Annotated in this window: 23 protein-coding genes and 2 tRNA genes; 12 read left to right on the plus strand and 13 right to left on the minus strand. The window is 47.8% G+C overall.

Features of this window, described 5'->3' with window-relative positions:
* Positions 1 to 21 precede the first annotated feature (21 nt).
* Positions 22 to 225, minus strand: a complete 204-nt coding sequence (locus OWQ48_02740) for a hypothetical protein (GenBank protein MCY0868133.1) — start codon at positions 223 to 225, stop codon at positions 22 to 24.
* 102 nt (positions 226 to 327) lie between these two features.
* Here OWQ48_02740 and OWQ48_02745 point away from each other — a divergent pair, with 102 nt between their 5' ends.
* Positions 328 to 1,425, plus strand: a complete 1,098-nt coding sequence (locus tag OWQ48_02745) for a Xaa-Pro peptidase family protein (protein MCY0868134.1) — start codon at positions 328 to 330, stop codon at positions 1,423 to 1,425.
* On the opposite strand, the gene OWQ48_02750 is transcribed toward OWQ48_02745, so the two are convergent.
* Positions 1,414 to 2,241 carry an inositol-1-monophosphatase gene (locus OWQ48_02750; GenBank protein MCY0868135.1) on the minus strand — a complete coding sequence of 276 codons (828 nt, stop codon included), beginning with the start codon at positions 2,239 to 2,241 and terminating at the stop codon, positions 1,414 to 1,416. The two genes, OWQ48_02745 and OWQ48_02750, sit on opposite strands and share 12 nt — an antisense overlap.
* Positions 2,242 to 2,357: 116 nt before the next feature.
* Here OWQ48_02750 and OWQ48_02755 point away from each other — a divergent pair, with 116 nt between their 5' ends.
* Positions 2,358 to 3,833, plus strand: a complete 1,476-nt coding sequence (locus OWQ48_02755; protein MCY0868136.1) for a protein kinase — start codon at positions 2,358 to 2,360, stop codon at positions 3,831 to 3,833.
* A gap of 42 nt (positions 3,834 to 3,875) precedes the next feature.
* Here OWQ48_02755 and OWQ48_02760 read toward each other — a convergent pair.
* A tRNA-Thr gene (locus tag OWQ48_02760) sits at positions 3,876 to 3,949 on the minus strand.
* A 161-nt stretch (positions 3,950 to 4,110) separates the two neighbouring features.
* Here OWQ48_02760 and OWQ48_02765 point away from each other — a divergent pair.
* Positions 4,111 to 4,184 (plus strand) — tRNA-Met (locus tag OWQ48_02765).
* Here the strand turns inward: OWQ48_02765 and OWQ48_02770 are convergent.
* Positions 4,182 to 5,033, minus strand: coding sequence for a hypothetical protein (locus OWQ48_02770; protein MCY0868137.1), 852 nt, complete (start codon positions 5,031 to 5,033; stop codon positions 4,182 to 4,184). The two genes, OWQ48_02765 and OWQ48_02770, sit on opposite strands and share 3 nt — an antisense overlap.
* A gap of 376 nt (positions 5,034 to 5,409) precedes the next feature.
* Positions 5,410 to 6,669 carry an aspartate--tRNA(Asn) ligase gene (gene aspS, locus OWQ48_02775; protein ID MCY0868138.1) on the minus strand — a complete coding sequence of 420 codons (1,260 nt, stop codon included), beginning with the start codon at positions 6,667 to 6,669 and terminating at the stop codon, positions 5,410 to 5,412.
* 133 nt (positions 6,670 to 6,802) lie between these two features.
* Between aspS and OWQ48_02780 the strand changes: the two genes are divergently transcribed.
* The 4 genes from OWQ48_02780 (at position 6,803) to OWQ48_02795 (ending at position 9,292) form a co-directional block, all read left to right on the plus strand.
* Positions 6,803 to 7,123, plus strand: coding sequence for a helix-turn-helix transcriptional regulator (locus tag OWQ48_02780; protein MCY0868139.1), 321 nt, complete (start codon positions 6,803 to 6,805; stop codon positions 7,121 to 7,123).
* Between the two features lie 13 nt (positions 7,124 to 7,136).
* The gene (locus OWQ48_02785) at positions 7,137 to 8,285 is read left to right on the plus strand and encodes a myo-inositol-1-phosphate synthase (GenBank protein ID MCY0868140.1); all 1,149 of its coding nucleotides are present in this window, start codon (positions 7,137 to 7,139) and stop codon (positions 8,283 to 8,285) included.
* A 72-nt stretch (positions 8,286 to 8,357) separates the two neighbouring features.
* Complete coding sequence (locus OWQ48_02790; protein ID MCY0868141.1) at positions 8,358 to 9,023, plus strand: adenylate kinase; 666 nt, start codon at positions 8,358 to 8,360, stop codon at positions 9,021 to 9,023.
* Positions 9,024 to 9,040: 17 nt separating this feature from the next.
* Complete coding sequence (locus tag OWQ48_02795) at positions 9,041 to 9,292, plus strand: hypothetical protein (protein ID MCY0868142.1); 252 nt, start codon at positions 9,041 to 9,043, stop codon at positions 9,290 to 9,292.
* Here OWQ48_02795 and OWQ48_02800 read toward each other — a convergent pair.
* Together OWQ48_02800 and OWQ48_02805 are read right to left on the minus strand one after the other, a co-directional pair.
* Positions 9,273 to 9,776, minus strand: a complete 504-nt coding sequence (locus tag OWQ48_02800) for an Lrp/AsnC family transcriptional regulator (protein MCY0868143.1) — start codon at positions 9,774 to 9,776, stop codon at positions 9,273 to 9,275. The genes OWQ48_02795 and OWQ48_02800 overlap by 20 nt on opposite strands.
* Before the next feature lie 41 nt (positions 9,777 to 9,817).
* Complete coding sequence (locus tag OWQ48_02805) at positions 9,818 to 11,017, minus strand: GHMP kinase (protein ID MCY0868144.1); 1,200 nt, start codon at positions 11,015 to 11,017, stop codon at positions 9,818 to 9,820.
* Between the two features lie 79 nt (positions 11,018 to 11,096).
* Here OWQ48_02805 and galT point away from each other — a divergent pair, with 79 nt between their 5' ends.
* Positions 11,097 to 12,116, plus strand: coding sequence for a galactose-1-phosphate uridylyltransferase (gene galT / locus OWQ48_02810; GenBank protein ID MCY0868145.1), 1,020 nt, complete (start codon positions 11,097 to 11,099; stop codon positions 12,114 to 12,116).
* Positions 12,117 to 12,139: 23 nt separating this feature from the next.
* Here galT and OWQ48_02815 read toward each other — a convergent pair whose 3' ends face one another.
* From OWQ48_02815 to OWQ48_02825, 3 genes are read right to left on the minus strand one after another with little or no spacing between them, the layout of a single operon-like run.
* A complete protein-coding gene (locus tag OWQ48_02815) occupies positions 12,140 to 12,946 on the minus strand; it encodes an aldo/keto reductase (GenBank protein ID MCY0868146.1) in 807 nt (268 codons plus the stop codon).
* Positions 12,947 to 13,001: 55 nt separating this feature from the next.
* The gene (locus OWQ48_02820) at positions 13,002 to 13,535 is read right to left on the minus strand and encodes a YkgJ family cysteine cluster protein (protein MCY0868147.1); all 534 of its coding nucleotides are present in this window, start codon (positions 13,533 to 13,535) and stop codon (positions 13,002 to 13,004) included.
* 7 nt (positions 13,536 to 13,542) lie between these two features.
* Complete coding sequence (locus OWQ48_02825) at positions 13,543 to 13,692, minus strand: hypothetical protein (GenBank protein ID MCY0868148.1); 150 nt, start codon at positions 13,690 to 13,692, stop codon at positions 13,543 to 13,545.
* Positions 13,693 to 13,951: 259 nt separating this feature from the next.
* Here OWQ48_02825 and OWQ48_02830 point away from each other — a divergent pair, with 259 nt between their 5' ends.
* Positions 13,952 to 15,109 carry an alanine--glyoxylate aminotransferase family protein gene (locus OWQ48_02830; GenBank protein MCY0868149.1) on the plus strand — a complete coding sequence of 386 codons (1,158 nt, stop codon included), beginning with the start codon at positions 13,952 to 13,954 and terminating at the stop codon, positions 15,107 to 15,109.
* Positions 15,110 to 15,251: 142 nt separating this feature from the next.
* The gene (locus OWQ48_02835; protein MCY0868150.1) at positions 15,252 to 16,142 is read left to right on the plus strand and encodes a transporter; all 891 of its coding nucleotides are present in this window, start codon (positions 15,252 to 15,254) and stop codon (positions 16,140 to 16,142) included.
* 73 nt (positions 16,143 to 16,215) lie between these two features.
* Here the strand turns inward: OWQ48_02835 and OWQ48_02840 are convergent, their stop codons facing one another.
* Genes OWQ48_02840 through OWQ48_02850 form a run of 3 tightly spaced genes read right to left on the minus strand, consistent with a single transcriptional unit; the run spans position 16,216 to position 17,349 of the window.
* Positions 16,216 to 16,653, minus strand: a complete 438-nt coding sequence (locus OWQ48_02840; protein ID MCY0868151.1) for an Lrp/AsnC family transcriptional regulator — start codon at positions 16,651 to 16,653, stop codon at positions 16,216 to 16,218.
* Positions 16,654 to 16,673: 20 nt separating this feature from the next.
* Positions 16,674 to 16,967, minus strand: a complete 294-nt coding sequence (locus tag OWQ48_02845; protein ID MCY0868152.1) for a hypothetical protein — start codon at positions 16,965 to 16,967, stop codon at positions 16,674 to 16,676.
* Between the two features lie 4 nt (positions 16,968 to 16,971).
* On the minus strand, positions 16,972 to 17,349 hold the full coding sequence (locus OWQ48_02850; protein ID MCY0868153.1) for a class II SORL domain-containing protein: 378 nt from the start codon (positions 17,347 to 17,349) through the stop codon (positions 16,972 to 16,974).
* Positions 17,350 to 17,498: 149 nt separating this feature from the next.
* Here OWQ48_02850 and OWQ48_02855 point away from each other — a divergent pair, with 149 nt between their 5' ends.
* Together OWQ48_02855 and OWQ48_02860 are read left to right on the plus strand one after the other, a co-directional pair.
* Positions 17,499 to 18,071 carry a hypothetical protein gene (locus OWQ48_02855; GenBank protein MCY0868154.1) on the plus strand — a complete coding sequence of 191 codons (573 nt, stop codon included), beginning with the start codon at positions 17,499 to 17,501 and terminating at the stop codon, positions 18,069 to 18,071.
* Positions 18,072 to 18,091: 20 nt separating this feature from the next.
* Entirely contained in the window at positions 18,092 to 18,931 is an 840-nt protein-coding gene (locus OWQ48_02860; protein ID MCY0868155.1) for a GTP cyclohydrolase, FolE2/MptA family, read from the plus strand.
* Positions 18,932 to 18,933 lie beyond the last annotated feature (2 nt).

Genomic DNA, 18,933 nt, shown 5'->3' on the forward strand with positions numbered 1-18,933 from the left:
AGGAGAGGACGGGCTGCTTACTCACGCTGGAACCCTAATAATCCTCTTAACGCTTAAAGCCTCCTCTCCACGCGCAACTTCTATTCTCTCAGCTTCAATCTTGAAGCCGCACACCGGGCACTTGTAGGTGAAGTAGGCTTTCACAGTTCCATCACTCAGCTTCTCGGACTCCAGGATTAACAGCATGGTGTTGCCATCTCTAGGGCATTTAACCTCTCTAGCCATTAGAGTTCACCACCCTACAGTGCCATACATGCTCTAATAGTAGTCGTAAGCTATATTATCTTTTCACTCTAAATAAAGCAGACTCTGTAGACGGTGGTAGAGTTGAGGCTGGAGAAGCTATTGGAAGTCCTAGAGGCACGAGGACTCCAGGATCTCCTCGTGACGTCACCCGACAACGTGGAATACTACACGGGAGTAGAGTCAATTGCTGACGCCACACTACTACTACACGTCTCTAGAGACGGCGGGATAAGACTATACACGCCGCTACTAGAATACTATAGGTATAGGAGTCTACTACCGGAAAGCGTGGAGGTATACGCTCTATCAAGAAGCTTGAAGCCTAGTGATGCTAGAATAGCTGAGAAGGAGTTGAAGGAGGTTGTAAAAGAGATAGTTGAGTCAAGCAGCAGGATTGGAGTTGACGGAATCCGTGGCCCAGTAGCGGCTTTAACAAGTGTACCTCTAGGAGAGAGAGTAGTAGACGTCTCAGAGGATCTGTGGAGGCAGCGGATGATCAAGGATAGTGAGGAGATCAAAGCGATCAAGAGGGCGGTGGAAATAACGATCAAAGGTGTGAGAACACTACTAGACAACATTAGTGAAGGAGTCTCAGAGACAGAGCTAGCAGGCTTCTTCGAGGAGAGAGTGAGGAGAGAAGGAGTGAAGAAGTATGCTTTTGAGCCGATAATTGCATTCAAGCCGAACAACAGCTACCCGCACACCCTCCCCGGTAGTTTAAGGCTTGGTAGAAGGGATCTAATACTAGTTGACGTAGGCGTTAAATACAATGGTAGGTGTAGTGATTTAACGAGGATGATAGTGCACGGCAGGCCGAGCCCTGAGGAGAAGAGGAGTCTTGAGGCTGTTGAAGAGGCACTCTGGGAGGCAGTAGACTACATCCAGCCGGGGGTTAAAGCAGGTGAGGTAGCAGAAGTAGCATCTAGAGTACTCGAGAAGCACGGCTTACGCGATAAGTTCATTCATGGATTAGGTCACGGTATAGGTGTAGTAGTACACGAACCCCCATACCTGAGAGAAGGGAGTACTACAGTACTCGAGCCAGGAATGGTTTTTACTGTGGAGCCAGGTGTCTACTTCAATGGTAGGTACGGGGTTAGAATGGAGGAGAACGTAGTAGTCACCAAGAAGGGTGCGAGAGTATTATCGGGGAGGCTTAAGCCGTTGCTAGTAGCTTAACTGCCCGCCCTGAAACCCTTCACCAAGGCTTAAAGGCATGCCCTCCCTAGGGCCTATTATAAGCTTTCTAATAACTTTAACATCATCTACTCTTAACTCCTCTAGCGGCGGATACACTAGGATCCCACTATCTAGCTTAACGGCAAGGGCTATAGCTAGCGCGACATCAATGTTTCTTAAGCGGCCTGTCAGCGATACAAAGTAGTCAATTAAACCGAGAGAAGATAGTGAGGCTTCAAGGGATGCTGAACCCATAATCCTCAGCTTTAAGCCTCCGGCAGGATCGGCTAGAGCTCTACGGAGAGCTTCTAGCTCCCCGGTGTTATTAAGGTAGGCTGAGACTACTGGAATCCTTCTCCTTTCGACCCGCTTCTCGAAGACTCTTCCATTAAGGAGTGCTTTTCCATCAACATACTCTACTCTTACATCGCTGAAAACACTCTGGACTATACCGTAGACGGCTTCATGGATTAATGGTATAGTTTCACTTGCGTTATAGGCTACTATGGATATACTTGAGAAGGGTATCTGCATAGCATAGTTGAGGCTTCCATCCAAGGGGTCTAGAAGAATAATGTAGTCTGGCTTCTCTCTCAGCCTGTACACTCCTCTCTCCTCGCTAACCACCCACAGGTTTAACCCTGACCCTCTGAATAAGTCGACAGCATACTCCTCGGCAGCAATATCTATGCGTCTTGTCTCGTCACCTGAGACTCCCTCACCAATCACCGTGCTGTAGTAGGCTTCACCATAGTACTCTAGTAGCATCCTCCTTAACTCTCCTGCAACTCTCCTAGAGGCTTCAGCTATACTCATCCCTGCCACCGGGGTAGCTGATTAAAAAGCTGGTTCAAGGCTTTAAATTATTCCGATCACTTATTTTAATGCTGGTGGACGTGCTTTTGACCCCCCATTTACAGATTTATAGGCGGTTGAATGAAGCGAGCGAGCTTCTCTCAGAGCCTTTGAATCTAGCACTACTAGTAAGAAAAGTAAGCATTGTAGAGCCGGAGAAACTACTCTCATGCAGTGAGATACTAGAGAGTCTTGTTGAATCCGGTACGCGGATCCTCGAGGAGAGAAAAGGGTTAACGTACTCGATTATCAGGCGGGATAGAAGAATACTATTCAGAATACTGCTAGCAGGAAGTAGGATACTAGCTATTCTAGAGGAGGCTGCCGGGCGAGTCAGTAAAGGAAGAGAAGCCTTCAGGGAGCTGCAAGCACTGGTTTCAACACCTGGATCCCTCTGCACTATGGCGGTTGGATTAGTAGCTCCCGACGACCTACCAGGTGATCTAAGAGTGCTCGCCGAGGAAGCTTTAAGCGAGAAGGCTGCAGCCCCAGAGATGTGGACGGATAGAGTTATCTACGGCTTCAAGGTGACCAGGCTACTAGGAGAAGACGAGTTTACATTCAGCTTGGAGGCCCGCGACCAGCACGGCAACAGATTCACCCTCATAGTACCAAGGCCTGAAGCCTTCAGCGCCTTCACAACACTACTATTAAATGCCCTAGATGCTGTAAGCTACCAGTTAATGAAGCCCAGCATGTACGGTCAGATAAGCACTGAGATAGCTGAGCCAGGTGTCGTTGAGAAGCTATCCCGGTTTACAAGGTATCTTTTGGAGAGCAGGGGAGTGATAGCGGGCCTCGGGAATGGGGGAGAATACTTTGAAAACCCCCCACTAGTGATAGCATCATTCCTTGAAGGAGAGAGCTTACCCAGTAAAACTGATCTAGCAAGCATATTACTCGTGCTCCACAGAATGACAGGGCTCGCAGCCCACATGAATCTAGCCGGCTTCGGCTTTAATACTCTCAGGCCAGTAGACATTGTAATCACAGAGGATCCAGGTGAACCCTTAGGCCGTAAGCCAGTGCTAGCTAACCCAACATCAATCCAGAGGCTAGACTCGCTTTACAGAGGGCTCTACAGGGGTCTTGAAACCTTGGATCCACTATCACTCGCCACCAGGAGGCTAGCTTCAACGAGCAACGCGTTCATGGTATCAATGCTCGCGTTAAATACTCTTCTAGGTAGACCTGTACCCGAATACCTCCAGCTCAACAAGCTGGTACTTAAGGTAATACACAATATTAAAGTAGATACATCAGTAGAACCAGGGCTAGAGGAGTACGCTGAAAACGTTGAGAGAATACTGAGAGATGCAGTACAAAGCGGTAGAGTTGAAGCCGGCTTCACAGTAATAGACAGGCTCATCTCACAACGCCTTGAATCCCATGTAGCAGCCCTCCAGAATACTGTGCCCCCCAGAATACTCGAGTATCTGCTGAGAACAGTGAGCTTAAACCCGGATAGAAGATACAGAAGCCCGCTTGAAGCATTCACAAGCCTTGAGAAAGCTCTACTAGAAGACGGGTACACTGAGATCCTAAAGTACTGAGAAGATCGTGGAGAGGACAGAGCAGTTTAAGCATACGTGGAGAGCCGCCGCCGGGATTCGAACCCGGGTCCTCTGCCTTACCAGGGCAGCGCTCCACCAGGCTGAGCTACGGCGGCGAGCCGTAAACCATAATATCAAGCAGGGATTATATTTATACTTTACGTGAAATAAATGGCTAATAGTACACTCGATAACAGAGTTAGATGAGTATAATGGGGATCCAGCTCCAAAACCTTATAACCCCTTAAAACATGACCTGTATACGGCGGGGCTGGCTAGCGGGGTAGGGCAGCCAGGTAGCCCGCGGGGCTCATAACCCCGAGGTCGGTGGTTCAAATCCACCCCCCGCTACTTCCTCTTTCTCCTTGCTTTCTTCGAAGAAGAATCTCTAACTGTGCATAACCGTGCTGCTGCAAGCACAGCTACTAGAATCTCTGCTACTGCTATAAGCACGGTGTTCCCGCTTAAATCTATAGTGAGTCTTCCATCCTCTACTGTAAGCGTTAGTGGACCCCACGATGCAAACTGCCCGGTGACCACGGGTATGCCGGTTGAATCTACTCTTAATGTTTCAGTGGAGTAAGGCTTCACTTGAATACTGTATCTCTCAGTAGCATTCAACCCGTATACATCTATGATTACTGTGTAGGCTAATCCTCCTCTATTACTTACATTAACAGCAGGGTTAACGGGGAGAATAGAGATTTCAGCGGTCACATTAAGCAGGTATGGTGAGTAGAAGGTGAGAAGCCAGCGTCCAGGGCCGGCGGACTCGACAATTAAAGGCTTGAACGGTGAATACCCTGCTAACCCTGTATTAAGCACTACACCTGTTGCAAGCGAAGTATTCTCAATACTGCCTTGATCGAAGAGTACTCCCCCCTCATAGCTTACAATGTAGACTCCCTCCACCACCTCCACGTTCAGTGGAATGGAGGTTTTATTTACTACGAGGCTTGCATTCAAGACCCCGCTGGAGCCTACTAGATGCTGGTAGGGTGGGGTTATCAAGCCGCTTACATTAACCCATACGTAGACTCTCTCATAGCTTACAGTTACATTAGCATTGTACCCAGCTAGAGGGATCCTTAAGCTTGCAGCTTGAAGTACAAGTAGCGTCACGAAAACCACGATAACAGTAGTAGCTGTAAGCCGCTTGAGGCACCTGCGCTTAAATCTAAGTGTCAGCTGAGCCTTCACGGTAAACCCCGGCGACACCTCTGGTCATAGAAACCCAGTAATAAATACGTTCACTAATACTAACTCTAAGTCTTAAAGCATTGTAGAATGGAGTGTGGAAGAAGGCTGTAGCCTACCCCAGGGTATCCTAGCCAGGCTCAACCCACGGATACCCCTTTACGGACCCGCCTGGGCTGCGCCCAGCTACACGATTGAAGCAATTAATCAATCATCTAGCCGGGCTGCCTGGCGGCGGAGTCCAAGGGTATCTGGCTGCCCCTAGTATAATTGATCTTAAACGATCTTATAAACCTGATCCACTAGGTGTTCGTGGCAGGAGTGCAATCTGTGTCCCTGAAGCATTATCCATTACTAGAGACTGGATAGTATTTAGTGGCTATGGTACAAGCCTTGTTCTATCCCTAACGAACATTATTGCTTCCCTTATGTTCTCTAAGCCTAGCATCCTCATGAGTAGTCGTTCAACTCCTAGACCGAATCCTCCATGGGGTGGCATACCGTACTTGAATGCCTCAAGGTAGAATTCAAAGTCTTCTGGCTTCAACCCTTTATCTCTTAAAGCTTCAACAAGCCTCTCGTACCTGTGTTCTCTCTGCCCGCCGCTTGCTACCTCTAACCCCTTGTAGTCTAAGTCAAACTTCCTGGTGTGTACTCTATCATCCTCCCTCATGTAGTAGAAGCCTGTTGAAGTCCACGGGAAGCCTACTATGAAGTATAAATCGTAACCTTTCTCAGCCATTATCTCTCCAAGTGTTCTCTCAGCTTGATCACTTAGATCCTCGTTTTCTGAGACTTCTACTCCCTCGCTGCTAAGTATATCTATAGCCTCCTTGAATCTTAATCTTTTGAAGGGTCTTGCCGGTCGCTTTAACTCTACTCCGAGAGCTTCTAGTTCCTCACGGTTGTTCCTGGACACGTATTCTATTATGTATGCTATAAGGTTCTCGAGGGTGTCGAGTACATCTTCTACGCCTCTTATGAAGCCTTGCTCCACGTCTATACCCCATGACTCGTTGAGGTGTCTTGTGGTATTGAACTTCTCTGCTCTGAAGTAGGGTGTTATCTCGTATATCCTCTCGAAGCTAGCCATGAGGATCTGCTTGTATAGCTGGGGGCTCTGGCTTAAGAAGGCTTCTCTCTCAAAGTACTGGATTTTGAAGAGGGTTGCTCCTCCTTCAGCGCCAGCGGCAACAATTTTAGGAGTATTCACCTCTATGAATCCATTTGATTCAAGGTACTCTCTCGCAGCTTTAAGCATGCTGGCTCTAATCCTGAAGACAGCTCTCTCAACAGGGTTTCTTGCTAGAAGCCACCTGTACTTTACTCTCGTGTCAAGTAGAGCTGGAACCTTGCCGACAGTATCGACGGGTAGGGGTGCTCTGGGTTCACCGTAAACCTCTAGCTTCACAGCAACGTATTCAACTCCACGCTTGCTTCTCTGAGCCTGGGATACCTCGCCTTCAAAGCATATAGCAGTCCCCACGCTAAGGGAGTCTGCGAGCTTGAACATCTCTCTATCACGATCCTCCTTGAAGACAAGGACTCTAGGCTTAACACTTCCACTCCAGCTGACTTCAACTATGAGGACGCTTCCAACTCTAGCCTTACGTATAATCCAGCCGCACAGCCTCTCCAAGCCTTAACCCTCTCTTGCAGGCTCTACGCTATAGATGAGGGGAAGCAGGGTTAAAATGATAGTCGCGTGATCCTGGCTGGTGAAATGCTTAATAACCAGAGTATTTGTGATCACAAATACGTGGTGCAGAATCTTGCCTGAGCCTAAAGCATACTCCAGGCTGACTAGGAAGCTGACAGTCGAGAACCTCTGGCTCTACGTGGTTAAAATACTCTTAGATAAAGGTGAGCCTATGAGAGCCTACGATATAAAAATCGAGCTTAGAGAGAGATTTGGGATCAATCCTCCCGCAATAACAGTCTACACAGCTATCTACAGGATGGTTAGAGACGGAGTGCTCACCAGGAGGCAGAGAGGAGATGAAGCCGTGTACACGGTGTCCGAGAGAGGCTTAGAGGCATTCAAGAAGGCGTTAGTCTTCATGGAGGAGGTGCTGAGCAAGCTTAAGATCTAGGGGTGAGGCAGGCTTGATACGTGTAGCAGTTGTAGGACAAGGCCTCGTAGCCCTTCACTTCGAGGTTGGATTAGAGAAGCTTAGAAGCAATGAGATACCAGACTACGGTGTCCCGTTGAGAGACTGGCTCCCCTACAAGTACAGTGACATTGAGATCGTGGCCTCCTACGACGTCGATGAATCAAAAGTAGGGAAGACCGTCTACGAGCTAGCTAGAAGAGACTACCCGAGCTCCCAGATACCAGGTTCACTTAAAGATATAGTGGTTAGAAGAGGCATCCACCTCAACAGCTTGAAAGGGCTGCCTGTGAAGGCTAGAGGAAGGGAAGAAGGTAGGAGTGTCAGAGAGGCTGTAATGGAGCTGGTAGACGAGTGGAAGAGCCTTAACGTAGATGTAGTTGTAAACGTCATGACAACTGAGCCTGTTGAACCCGTGGGGAACCCAGCAGTAATTAAAACTACAGCTTTAAACGGTGATTTAACAGCAAGCCAGACGTACGCTTACGCTACAGCCCTATACTCCTCGATGCACAAGCCTGCAGCATTTGTAAACGCGATCCCCTCCCCGATAGCTAATGACCCGGGCTTCGTGGAGCTCTGCAGGGAGTGGAAGTGCGTTATATTCGGTGACGACGGTTCAACAGGGGCTACTCCTCTCACAGCTGACCTGCTAGAACACATGTACGAGAGGAACAGGAGGGTTATAGATATAGCTCAATTCAATATCGGAGGTAACACAGACTTCCTAGCTCTCACTCTCCCCGAGAGAAACTTGATGAAGAAGAAGACGAAGAGTGCTGTAGTCGAGGATATACTAGGCTACGAGGCACCAAACTACATTAGGCCTACAGGATACCTTGAACCTCTTGGAGACAAGAAGTTCGTTGCAATGATAGTAGAGTACTATAGTTTCGGAGAGTTCAAGGATGAAGTATACATTGTAGCGAGAATAAATGATAGTCCAGCTCTCGCAGGCCTCCTCGTAGACTTAGTAAGGCTTGGGAGAATAGCTTTAGATAGACAGGTCTACGGTACAGTATACGAGGTGAACGCATTCTACATGAAGAAGCCGGGGCCAGCCGGCTCTAAGGTCATCTCGAAATACCATGCATTCCAGAGGCTCCTCGAGTGGACTGGGATAAGAGACCCGAGATACAAGTAGCCTGTTTAGTTTTCATTTTAAACCTCACCGGGTATTCAAAGACCAGAGTAAAGCGTGGAGGGGTGAAGCTAGTTGAGGATAGTGTTGATTGGAGCACCAGGCGCCGGGAAAGGCACTTACGCTCAGGCTCTGAGAGACAAGTACTGTATCCCCCATATATCTACAGGCGACATCTTTAGAGAGGAGATAGCTAGAGGCTCTCAGCTGGGACTCCTAGTTAAATCCTATGTTGAAAAGGGGATGCTGGTACCTGATGAAGTAGTCGTAGAGGTAGTGAAGAAGAGGCTCCAGGAAGCCGACGCCTCCAAAGGTTTCATACTAGACGGGTATCCTAGAACTCTAAAGCAGGCTAGAGCCCTCGATGAATTCACCACTATAGATGCAGCAGTACACCTAGTTGTCTCAGAGGAAGTAGCTGTGAAGAGGCTCAGCGGTAGAAGGATCTGCCCTGTCTGCGGTAGAGTATACAATATATACTACGAGCCTAAGCCGCGCGTAGACGAGAAGTGCGATTACGATGGAGCCCAGTTGATTAGAAGAGCTGACGATGACCCAGAAGTCGTCAGGAATAGATACAGAGTGTTCCATGAGACATTCAAGCCTATAATAGACTACTATAGGGAGACACGCAGGCTTATAGAAGTAAACGCTGATAGATCAATCGGGGAAGTCCTACCCCTACTCGAGGAAGTACTTAAGAGGAATGGAATACTCAAATTAAAGCCTTGTAGGGAGTAGCCGGGTAGGATAAGATCATGGATGACAAGATAAGGGAGTACGTGGAGAGACTCATAATCAAGCTCTACGAGGAGAGAGACCTATTTTTCAGTGATGACGAGTTGAATAGTGAAGGCTGGAAGATATTTAATGAGATAGTATACCACACCCTGAAGGCGATGCCCTGGTATAAGAGGAGGATTAGGGATTTAAGGAGGAAGCCGACTGTAGAGAGTATATTCACTTTTACATGTGAAGCGTACGGTCTACCTAGCGATTGGAGTTGTTGACTCTATTTCTGAGTACAGGGATACAGCTACTACAGTTTAAGTGAGTGCAGCTTGGTGCAGGATTTCTTATCTGAACTTTAAACTCGGGTGGGAGCCGGCCGTACTCTATGCTGGCCTCGAAGTTGTCTGCCTCGCTCCTTAGCATTTCAATAATGAATGCTACATCCTTCTTATCTCTCCCGTAGACTACTAGAATAGCCTCATTACTGTTAACTAGCAGCCCTGTAATCACTCGATTACACTTGTATGCTTTTGCAACTATCCTCTCGACAGCACTACTGCGTATTCTCACTACAGCTGCAGTGTAGCCTGCTAGCTCGGGTGAAACCATTAATGCAAAGCCCACTAGCCCTTTATTAACAAGCTTCCTCAGCCTCTCCCTTAACGCTATATAGCTCACGCCTAGCTCGAGGGCAAGCCTCCTTAAGCTTACCCTCGGGTTCTCGGCTAATCTTCTAGTCAGCTCTACGTCACTGGGCTTCAAGCTGTCATCCACCACTTGATCACTGTCTTTTAAACGCCTTATTATATGTAGCCGTCTTCAACTCTTGCTCCTTCATCGATCCTCACGATCCATCCTCTCCTAGCTCCAGCCTTCAAGGCTGCATCAAGCACTCTCTTCTTAACCTCCTGCTCTGAGGGTACTACAGCTAGAAGGCTTCCACCCATCCCCGCTCCACTTATCTTAACACCGTATGCTCCTGCATCCAGCATAGCATTTCTTATTTTCTCGAGCTCTGGCAGGCTGACCTCGTAGAGGTCTCTTAGTAGCTCGTGCTGCTCGTTAACTATCTCGCCGAGCTTCTCCTGGAGTCTGGGCTCTCCTCTCTTAATTAAATCAATGGCTTTCATCGTGGAGGCATTCATTAGTATAGTGAACGCTATACGCTTAGCTGGAGCATCCTTAATAGCATCAAGGTACGGTTTTATCTCATGGTATTCTATTTCACTCCAGCGCGGCTCATCAAACCTGTAGCCAAGCTTCTCTTTCAGCTCCCGTGGTATAAGCGGGTTCTCCATGAGCTGCTTCAACCCCTCATTTATCTCTCGTTGTCTTACAGGGTGGATTTCAGCTACACTATGCCTTATACCGGAGTCCACGACAACCATGTCTAAGCTTTCCAGCGGGAGGACTTCTACTCTAACCGGCTCACGCGGGTAGAGTAGTATAGCACCCCCGTACGCTGACCCGTATTGATCCAGCCTCCCGCAGGGGACTCCTACATAAGTGTTCTCAGCTTTGAAGCTTACCTCGGCTAGACTGCTAGTGTTAAGCCCGAGGTTGAAGTAGGCGTCAAGGGCTTTAGCAAATGCTACTTCGAGAGCTGCACTACTAGCTAGCCCGCCGCCTATGGGGACCTCACTATATATTACTGCGTGGAAGCCTTCATTCAAGGATACCCCAGTGTAATCGCGTATAGCTGCGACAACAGCTCTCAAGTAGTTTCCAAACCACCCCTTCCAGCTTTGAATTGGTCGTGCAGGATCGAATTCATCCTTGTAAAGCTTTCCCTCCTCCATTAGGTTAAGGCTTTCAACTATGAACCTCCTTGAAGATTCAACAACAGCTACATAGGTTCTCAGGTTGACTGCTATTGGGACTACTGGCAGACCCTTGTAGTCCTGATGCGTATTGAGGAAGTCTACGCGCCCGGGAGCTGAAACTAGAAGCTTAATACTACGATATCTCTCTAGTATTCTCTTAACTGAGAAGCCGCCATGCATTCTAGCTCAGCCCGGGTAGCTAAGTAAACCCGATGAGCACTCAGGCTTTAAACTCTAAAACTACCATATGATCCTGCCGGTGTCTAATTTGAGCAACGAGCTACGGTGGAATCCTCTCCTTGGATGCTGGATAATAGTGTCCAGCGGCAGAGCTGGCAGGCCGTGGAGAAGTGGAGGTTGCCCGTTTTGTCCCGGTGCCCCTGAAACCGGCTACGGCTGGGATGTACTCGTCTTGGGAAACAGGTTTCCTGCACTTAGAAGAGATGCTGTTGTATCGAGAGGTAGCAGGGATATTTACAAGGTGGAGCCCGCCTACGGTGCATCTTACGTTGTAGTTGAAACCCCTGAGCATGAAGGCGACCTGGATACAGTGTTGTTCACTAGCCTCGTTAAATACATTGGAGAGTTAAAGACTGTTACAGCTCGTGAATGCAGCGATGAAAGAATAAAGCATGTTCTTCCATTCAGGAATAAAGGTGAAGTCATCGGTGTATCGCTAACCCACCCGCACAGCCAGATCTACGTCTTCCCATTCATACCCCCGCGGATCGAGCGGGAGCTAGTAATGCTCAAAGAGTACAGGGAGCAGCAGGGTGGCTGCCTGCTGTGCCGTATAATGGAGTTGGAGAGAGATGAGAAAACCAGGTTGCTCTACGAGAACAATGGCTTCCTAGTATTCCTTCCATTCTACGCCATGTGGCCCTACGAGGTTCACATAGTGTCGAAGAGGCATATTCCCAGCCTGCTGGAGCTAACGGATAGTGAAGTAGAGGATCTAGCAGACTCACTTAAAGTCGTGGTGGCAGGATACAACAGTCTCTTCGACTTCAGTCTCCCATACATGATGGCTATCCACCAGGCTCCATGTAGAGGTGAGAGAGAACTATTCCATCTCCACGTGGAATTCTACCCGGTGCACAGGGCGAGAGACAAGTTGAAGTATGCTGCAGGGGTTGAATGGGGTGGATGGGTTTTCACCTACGACGGTCTGCCCGAGGAGAGGGCTCTAGAGCTTAGAGAGGCCTTCAAGAAAGGATTAGAGAAGCTTGAGACCTCACCTGAAGGATACAAGGCTAGAGGCAGAGTACATGAAGGATGAAAGTCATGGGGGCCGGCTGAGCGTTAAGCCTGCCTCCTCAAGTACTCGAGATCCTCTACGCTCATCCACCAGCCGAGAGCTCCGAGAATCTCCTTTACGTGCTCAAGGCTTTCAGCCTTAGGTATTGCGATGACTCTTGCATGACTTATAAGGTAGTTTAATGCAACTTGAATAGGCGTCTTACCGTACCTTTCAGCCACCCTTCTCACTGCATTATTGAGGGCAACACCCCCTTTCTCCAGAGGCGTGTACGCCTGAAGAGTAATCTTCTTCTCAATACAGTACGGGAGGAGTTCTTTTTCAACGTAGTGTCTATCCACAACGCTATAGTGGACTTGGTTAACCACTATTTCGTGCTTGGCTGTAGACTCCACGGCTTCTCTCAGCATTGCTGGATCAAAATTACTTACACCAATATACCTGGTTAACCCTTTCTCAGCTAGTATCTCGAAGTTCCTCACTTGAGTGCTTACCGGTAGCTTCTCGTTAGGCCAGTGGATTAAGTAGAGGTCGACGTAGGATACTCCCAGCCTTCGCAGTGCTTCCTCAGCCGCCCTTACAATTTTCTCTTTATCGTCAAGCCTGCTTGGAAGCATCTTAGTTGTAATGAATATTCTATCCCTTCCAATATGCCTTACAACTCTTCCAACAAACTCCTCAGCTCTCCCGGCATCATACATTTCAGCTGTATCTATGAGGTTTAATCCATGTGTTAAAGCATACGTGAATGCTTCGAAAGCCTTATCATAGCTTTTTATACCATAAGTGCCTAACCCTATTGCTGAGACACGGTCGGATCCAATAGTCTTCCACGCCTCGAACTCGTACATGGTATTCAGCCCCATTAACATTATAGTGCTAGCTGGGTAATTAACACTCCTCGAGCTATAGGGAGTGGTGCTGGGAGCAGACGAAGTCTATTACTGCCTCAAGGGCATCCAAGGGCTCGTAGCCTCTAGTAAATATGTAGTCGTAGAGAAGCTTGTAGTGGGCTTTAACCTCCTCGGAGTATCTTTCCAGTTCACTCCAGGGGGGCTCTGACTCCTCTCCTTCCCCGATCCCCGGGCAGATACTGGATACTCTCACTCTATCAGTTATAGATGGGGAGAGCGGTATGAAGGGGAATAGCCTGCACCTTCTAGGTCTTGCAGGATATATGCGGCACGAGGGAACCCCGTTAATCACCTCTAGGAAAACACATCTCCCGTTTACTCCTCTTAGAACAGGTATAGGTATGTGGTCAGCTATTACAGCGTATATGTAGCTGCCTATAAGCCTCCTCCACTCAACTCCAAGAAATCTAGCTATCCTGCAGACATCAAATGCTGTTAGAGCTACATTAGGCCCGCTTCTACAGCATACACCGCTTCTCAAGCACTTATATTTTATCTTATCCCCCTTCGAGATGACTCGCTCCACTAGTCAACTACCCGCAGATACCTCTCAGAGGACACCTGCTACACTTATCTCCTTTCGAGTAGCCTAGCACGCCGTATACTACTTCCTCGTCAGCGTCATCTAGTATTACCCCTGGTATAAACTTGTATTTATCCTTCTCTACTTTAACACTCGGCACGCGTAACCACCTAACTCTCTTTAAGTGTTTTGCTAGCCGTGATTATATACTTGGATGTACTCGAAGCAGCCAGATATCTTGTTAGATAGATTGAGGTAGAACTTATAAGGTGCACGTAGGAAACTTATTCTTCCAGCTCTATGTAAGCTAGACTCCGAGTACTACCTGCTTTATGTAGCTTTAGAGAGATACCCTGCTCAGCTCTCACAGGCTCTAGATTATTTAAGCTTGATGAAGCATAATACTGCAGGGATTAGTTATGGCTGGCTACATGGATGCTGTGAGAGAAGTTGAAAGAATCCTGTGGCCTAAGCCTATGAAGTTGTTCACCGCAGGCCCTGTGGCCTGCTTCCCAGAAGTTCTTGAAGCCATGAGGATACAGCAGGTTAGCCACAGGAGCAAGGAGTACCAGGAGCTCCATAGAGATACGGTTAAACGGCTGGCAGACTTCATCGAGGCGCGTAAGGCTACAGTCCTCCTTGCTCCTTCAAGTGGAACTGGATTCATGGAGGCAAGCGTGAGAAACGCTATTTCCCCGAGAGGTAAGGTGCTGGTGACAGTTATAGGTGAATTCGGGAATAGGTATAGGGAGGCTGTTGAAAGAAATGGGAGGACAGCTGTAGTCCTTGAGAAGCCGCTAGGTAAGCCAGTGCTACCAGGGGAACTCGATGAAGCGTTGAAGAGGAATCCTGATGTAGAAGCTGTCACAATAACCTACAATGAGACTAGTACAGGCGTCTTAAATCCATTGAGAGACCTAGCTAAGGTTGTTAGAGAGCACGATAAACTACTCTTTGTTGATGCAGTCTCAGCAATGGGGGCAGCGGAGTTAAAAGTCGATGAGTGGGGCATAGACTTAGTCTTCGCTAGCAGCCAGAAGGCATTCGGGGTTCCCCCAGGTCTCGCCATGGCAGCTATAAGCGAGAGAGTCTTCGAGAAAGCCGCTAGAATACCTGAGAGAGGATTATACTTCGACCTCCTAGAGATGAAGGAGTTCCTTGAGAAGCAGTGGTCAACACCTACAACACCCCCTATCCCCCAGGTAGCCGGGTTAAACGTTGCATTGAGAATAGTAGAGAAGATGGGTGGGAAGGATGCATGGCTTAGAATGTACGCTGAGAGAGCTGAGAAGATAAGAAAAGGTGTAGTAGAACTCGGCTTAGAGCTCTTCGCTGAACCCGGATACTATAGCCCTACAATAACAGTGGTTTATAATCCACCAGGTGTTAAAGGCCCTGTTATATACGAGGAGCTAAGGAAGAGGGGTATTGAGATAGCTAAAGGATACGGTAAAGTCAAGGATGTAACCTTCAGGATAGGCCACATGGGTTACATCACTGACAGCGATATCGAGGAGTTATTCAAGCACCTGAAGGAGATACTCGCTACGTTAGGCTTTAAACCCAGGTTGAGTTGAATCCCGTTTTCAAATGCCTGTATAGCTGGGTTCTCCTAGAACGAGTTGTATTATTTTAATACCTTCACATTAATACTTCCAGCTGATTCTCAATATTAATGTGAAATAGAGGCTGCTTTAAGCCGTAGTGGAGGGGGTCTACGTGAATGAGATCACAGTGTTAATGCTGCTTATAGTTGCCGGGCTACTGGTAAGAGTATTCTTCAACAGCGTGTTAAAGCGGGCTAGCTTATTTGAGAGAGGATTAAAGCTTGCGGTTAACACTGTCTACTACTTGCTGATACCACTAGCTTTCATCAAGATTTACATTGATAGAGGGGTTGCGGCAAGTGATGCATGGATCTCTCTTTCAATCCTGTTATTAGTATTCACCGTGGCTTTCACGCTTAAATTGATCACAGCTGGTAGGCCTAGAGAATACTACAGGGCTCTCTTCCTCGTGTCAGCGTTCCCGAACTCTGTGTTCCTAGGCTTCCCAGTATCAATGGCTTTATTCGGAGTAGTCGATGTTGCTGCAACATACGGTGTTGTAACACTAGTTTTAAACGTAGTAGTGCCTGACGCGATGTCCATGGGCAGAGTATCTCTACGTAGAGTGCTCTTAATGCCGGCTCTCCTAGGGTTCACTCTCGGGTTGATTAGCCACTACACGCTTCCCGCATGGCTGTCCCAAAGGGTTTCAAGCCTCCTCTGGTGGGCTCCCAGGCTGCTAAGCTATGTTGCTACAGCTGTACTTGGTGCTAGGCTACCTCTAAGGCTCAGCGTGCTGCATGAAGAGTGGGGCTTTATAGCAGTTGCATCCCTCTACAGGTTTCTAATAGCGCCTCTACTCTCGCTTATAGTTGTCTCGGCTACAAGAGTCGACTGGTTTTACGGCGTTCAGCTTATCGTGGTTTCAGCCATGCCTCCAGCTGTCATGAATACTCTGATCGCTGAGAGATACGGGTGGCTGCCTGAGCTAGTGGCATCTACAACCTTCATTCTAACTATTATAGTGGTCTTATGCTTTCCTCTAATTACCACTATACTCTAATAGCTGGTTCAGCGGAAACCATTATATAAGCCTACCGGTGCCCTTGAACTGTAAGTCCTGGATTTCACTGTAGCTAGATGTATGCTTCAGCTTTAACTATGTCTGTAAGTATTGCTGGGTACACTTCTACTACTCCATCAATACCCCTGATTTCATCGTGTATTCTCTGGAGCTCATCGCTCTCCCTCGCCCATATAACTGCTAATATCTCGTGGTCGCCTGATGTTATCGCAAGGTACTTCACATACTCCTTTTCCTTTAGCTTTGAGACTACCTCGAAGAGTTTTTCAGGCTTAACGTTTACGCCGGTATAGCTTACCTTATTGTAGCCTAGACTGGCTGGATTTACTATGGGAACATACCTTCTGATAACACCCTGAGCCTCTAGCTTCCTCACTCTCTTGATGACGGCTACATCACTTAAACCCAGCTTTAACGCTATCTGCCTGAACGGCTTCCTAGCGTTCTCCGTGAGCTCCTTGATTATCTTCAAGTCTATTTCATCAAGCATGGGATTCCACCTCTAAGCACCTAGACGGATTTAACCTTGAATACACCCACCCTTTTATATTCTTCTCCTTCCGGCTCCAGGTAGTCTATGAGCTCAGCCTCGTAACCCATAGATATTAACACGTACTTATAGTCTTCAACCCAGTCTCTAACACCACATGTAAGGCAGAAAGAGCCCTGGAATTCGATGACTGCTAGCCCTTCATCATCTCTAACATCCACTAACCGGGCTGTAGCCTCCGGTGACCTAACCTTATTGTAGGCTTCAACCGCGGAGAGAGCTATATCTTTCAGAGAATACTTCTCTACCTTCAAGACTTCACCCTTTAACCTTTATCTCCTTATAGCTCTCCCATAATCCATGCAGGTTGCAGTATTCGAGTGCTATTAGCCTGCCGGGTTTTGACACCTTCAAGTAGACTTCTATCGTGGGCTCACTGTAGACTGGCGTCAGCTCGTACCTACCCACTAGGATCGGGTTGAATGCCCTCCCCTCCTCCTCGAAGTACAGCTCGATCCATCTGATAGAGTGCTCCAGGGTGTTCGGGTGGGGGCCCACGGTAACCTTAACTTTAAATACTTCGCCTGGCTTAACTTCATCTGGTGCTTCAATTCTAGGTGTATGAGTTTCAACTTTGCTTATAGCTTCCCCTTTAGCTGCTTGAGGCGTGTATATGAGATCCCTTAACCCGGGCATTCTCTCACCAAACCACTATGATTGGAAAACGAGGTTATAAAAATATAACCCTAATTTCCAGGTAAGATTTACGTAGAGATGGCTTTGTAAGCTTAGCTAGCCTGCAATTCTTAAGGTTAATTTAGTGCCACTATAATAAGACTTTCTTTATGATTAGTTCAGTACCACGTCTGCTTAGAGTTGGAGGGGTTTCTATGAGTATTGATAACGAGGTGCTCGAACTGCTTAGAAAGCTTCTAGCAAAACCCGAGAAGAAGCCTGGTGGAGGTGTAGGCTTAGAGGTAGACTCTATTGGACCCGAGCAGCCGCATGGAGTCTACGTTTACGATGCAGCGAGAAGCAAGTGGGTGTTAAAGCATGTGGAGGGCGACTACTTTAAGCCGTGGGAGGATGGTGTATACGTAGTGTACTTTGATAACACTAAGTGCCCTGCCTGCAGAGTACAAGACTTATACTGGTATCCCTTCGTGAAGATCTTCGGGTCGACATTCAAGAGCTCACACTACATTGTCATCTTATGCGGCTGGTTCACGAGAGAGTGTGATTCAAGCATAGCTAAAGGTAGCTTCCAATACTACGATATTCACGCATCCCCGACAATCCTGTTAATGCATGTAAAGGATGGTAGTGTGAAGGCTACCAGTAAGCTTGAAGGAGTAAAGAAGATCGACGAGCTTGCTGGAGAATTAGCGAAGTTTACCGAGGAAGCCGGACTAAAGTAGCTGCTTCAAGGTGTACCAGCTTGGAGATCCCAGACGTACATTCAGAGCGTCCTTCAATTGAAGTACGCGTTAACAACGTGGGCTTGGGGAGACTGCGGTCGCCGCCGCTGTTAGCTGGTGAATACATTGTTACACCAGTATTCAAGATCTCAGTGGATCTGCCAGGACACTTAAAGGGAGCCCATCTTTCACGTATATACGAAGCTTTCACCAGTGTCATGAAGCCTTTCAACAGGCTGGATTTAAGCGTGCTGAGAAGGCTTGCTCTAAGACTACTCGAAGCCAACGACTACTCAAGTAGAGCTGTAGTTACAGTTAAGGGGAGACTCTACTACTCACAATCGCAGCACGAGTACTCTAGCAACGGCTTTCTCTACGCCCGCATCTCGGTTGAACGTGAGGGGGGCTCGATAACCCCGGTAGCCGAGTACAGTGGGGGAGGATTCTATACTCTAACCACCTGCCCCTGTGCGATGGCGGTCTCCGAGTACCTCTACGGTAAGCCCTTCACTCACATGCAGAAGGTAAGAGTTAACGCTTACATTAAATCTAGGGGTGTCAGCGTAGAGCCGTTAGAGGTATTCGAGCTATTAAAGAACATGCTTCAAGCCCCACGCAACTATCTGAAGAGAGCTGAGGAAGCCGAGCTTGTTAGAGCTGTACACGAGAAGCCGTTTTTCACAGAGGATATAGCGAGGCTGGTATCCGCTAGCCTAGCAGAGCTCTTAGCTAGGAAAAACACTCTAGACCCCCAGAGCCTGGTGTATGTGACTGTAAAATCCTTTGAAACTATACACGAGTATACTGTTGAATCAGTGGTTAAAGCGAGAGCTATAGATCTATTGAAGGATAGGGGTTAAAG

It is taken from the genome of Desulfurococcus sp. (genome assembly GCA_026626905.1).
GTDB lineage: Archaea > Thermoproteota > Thermoprotei_A > Sulfolobales > Desulfurococcaceae > Desulfurococcus.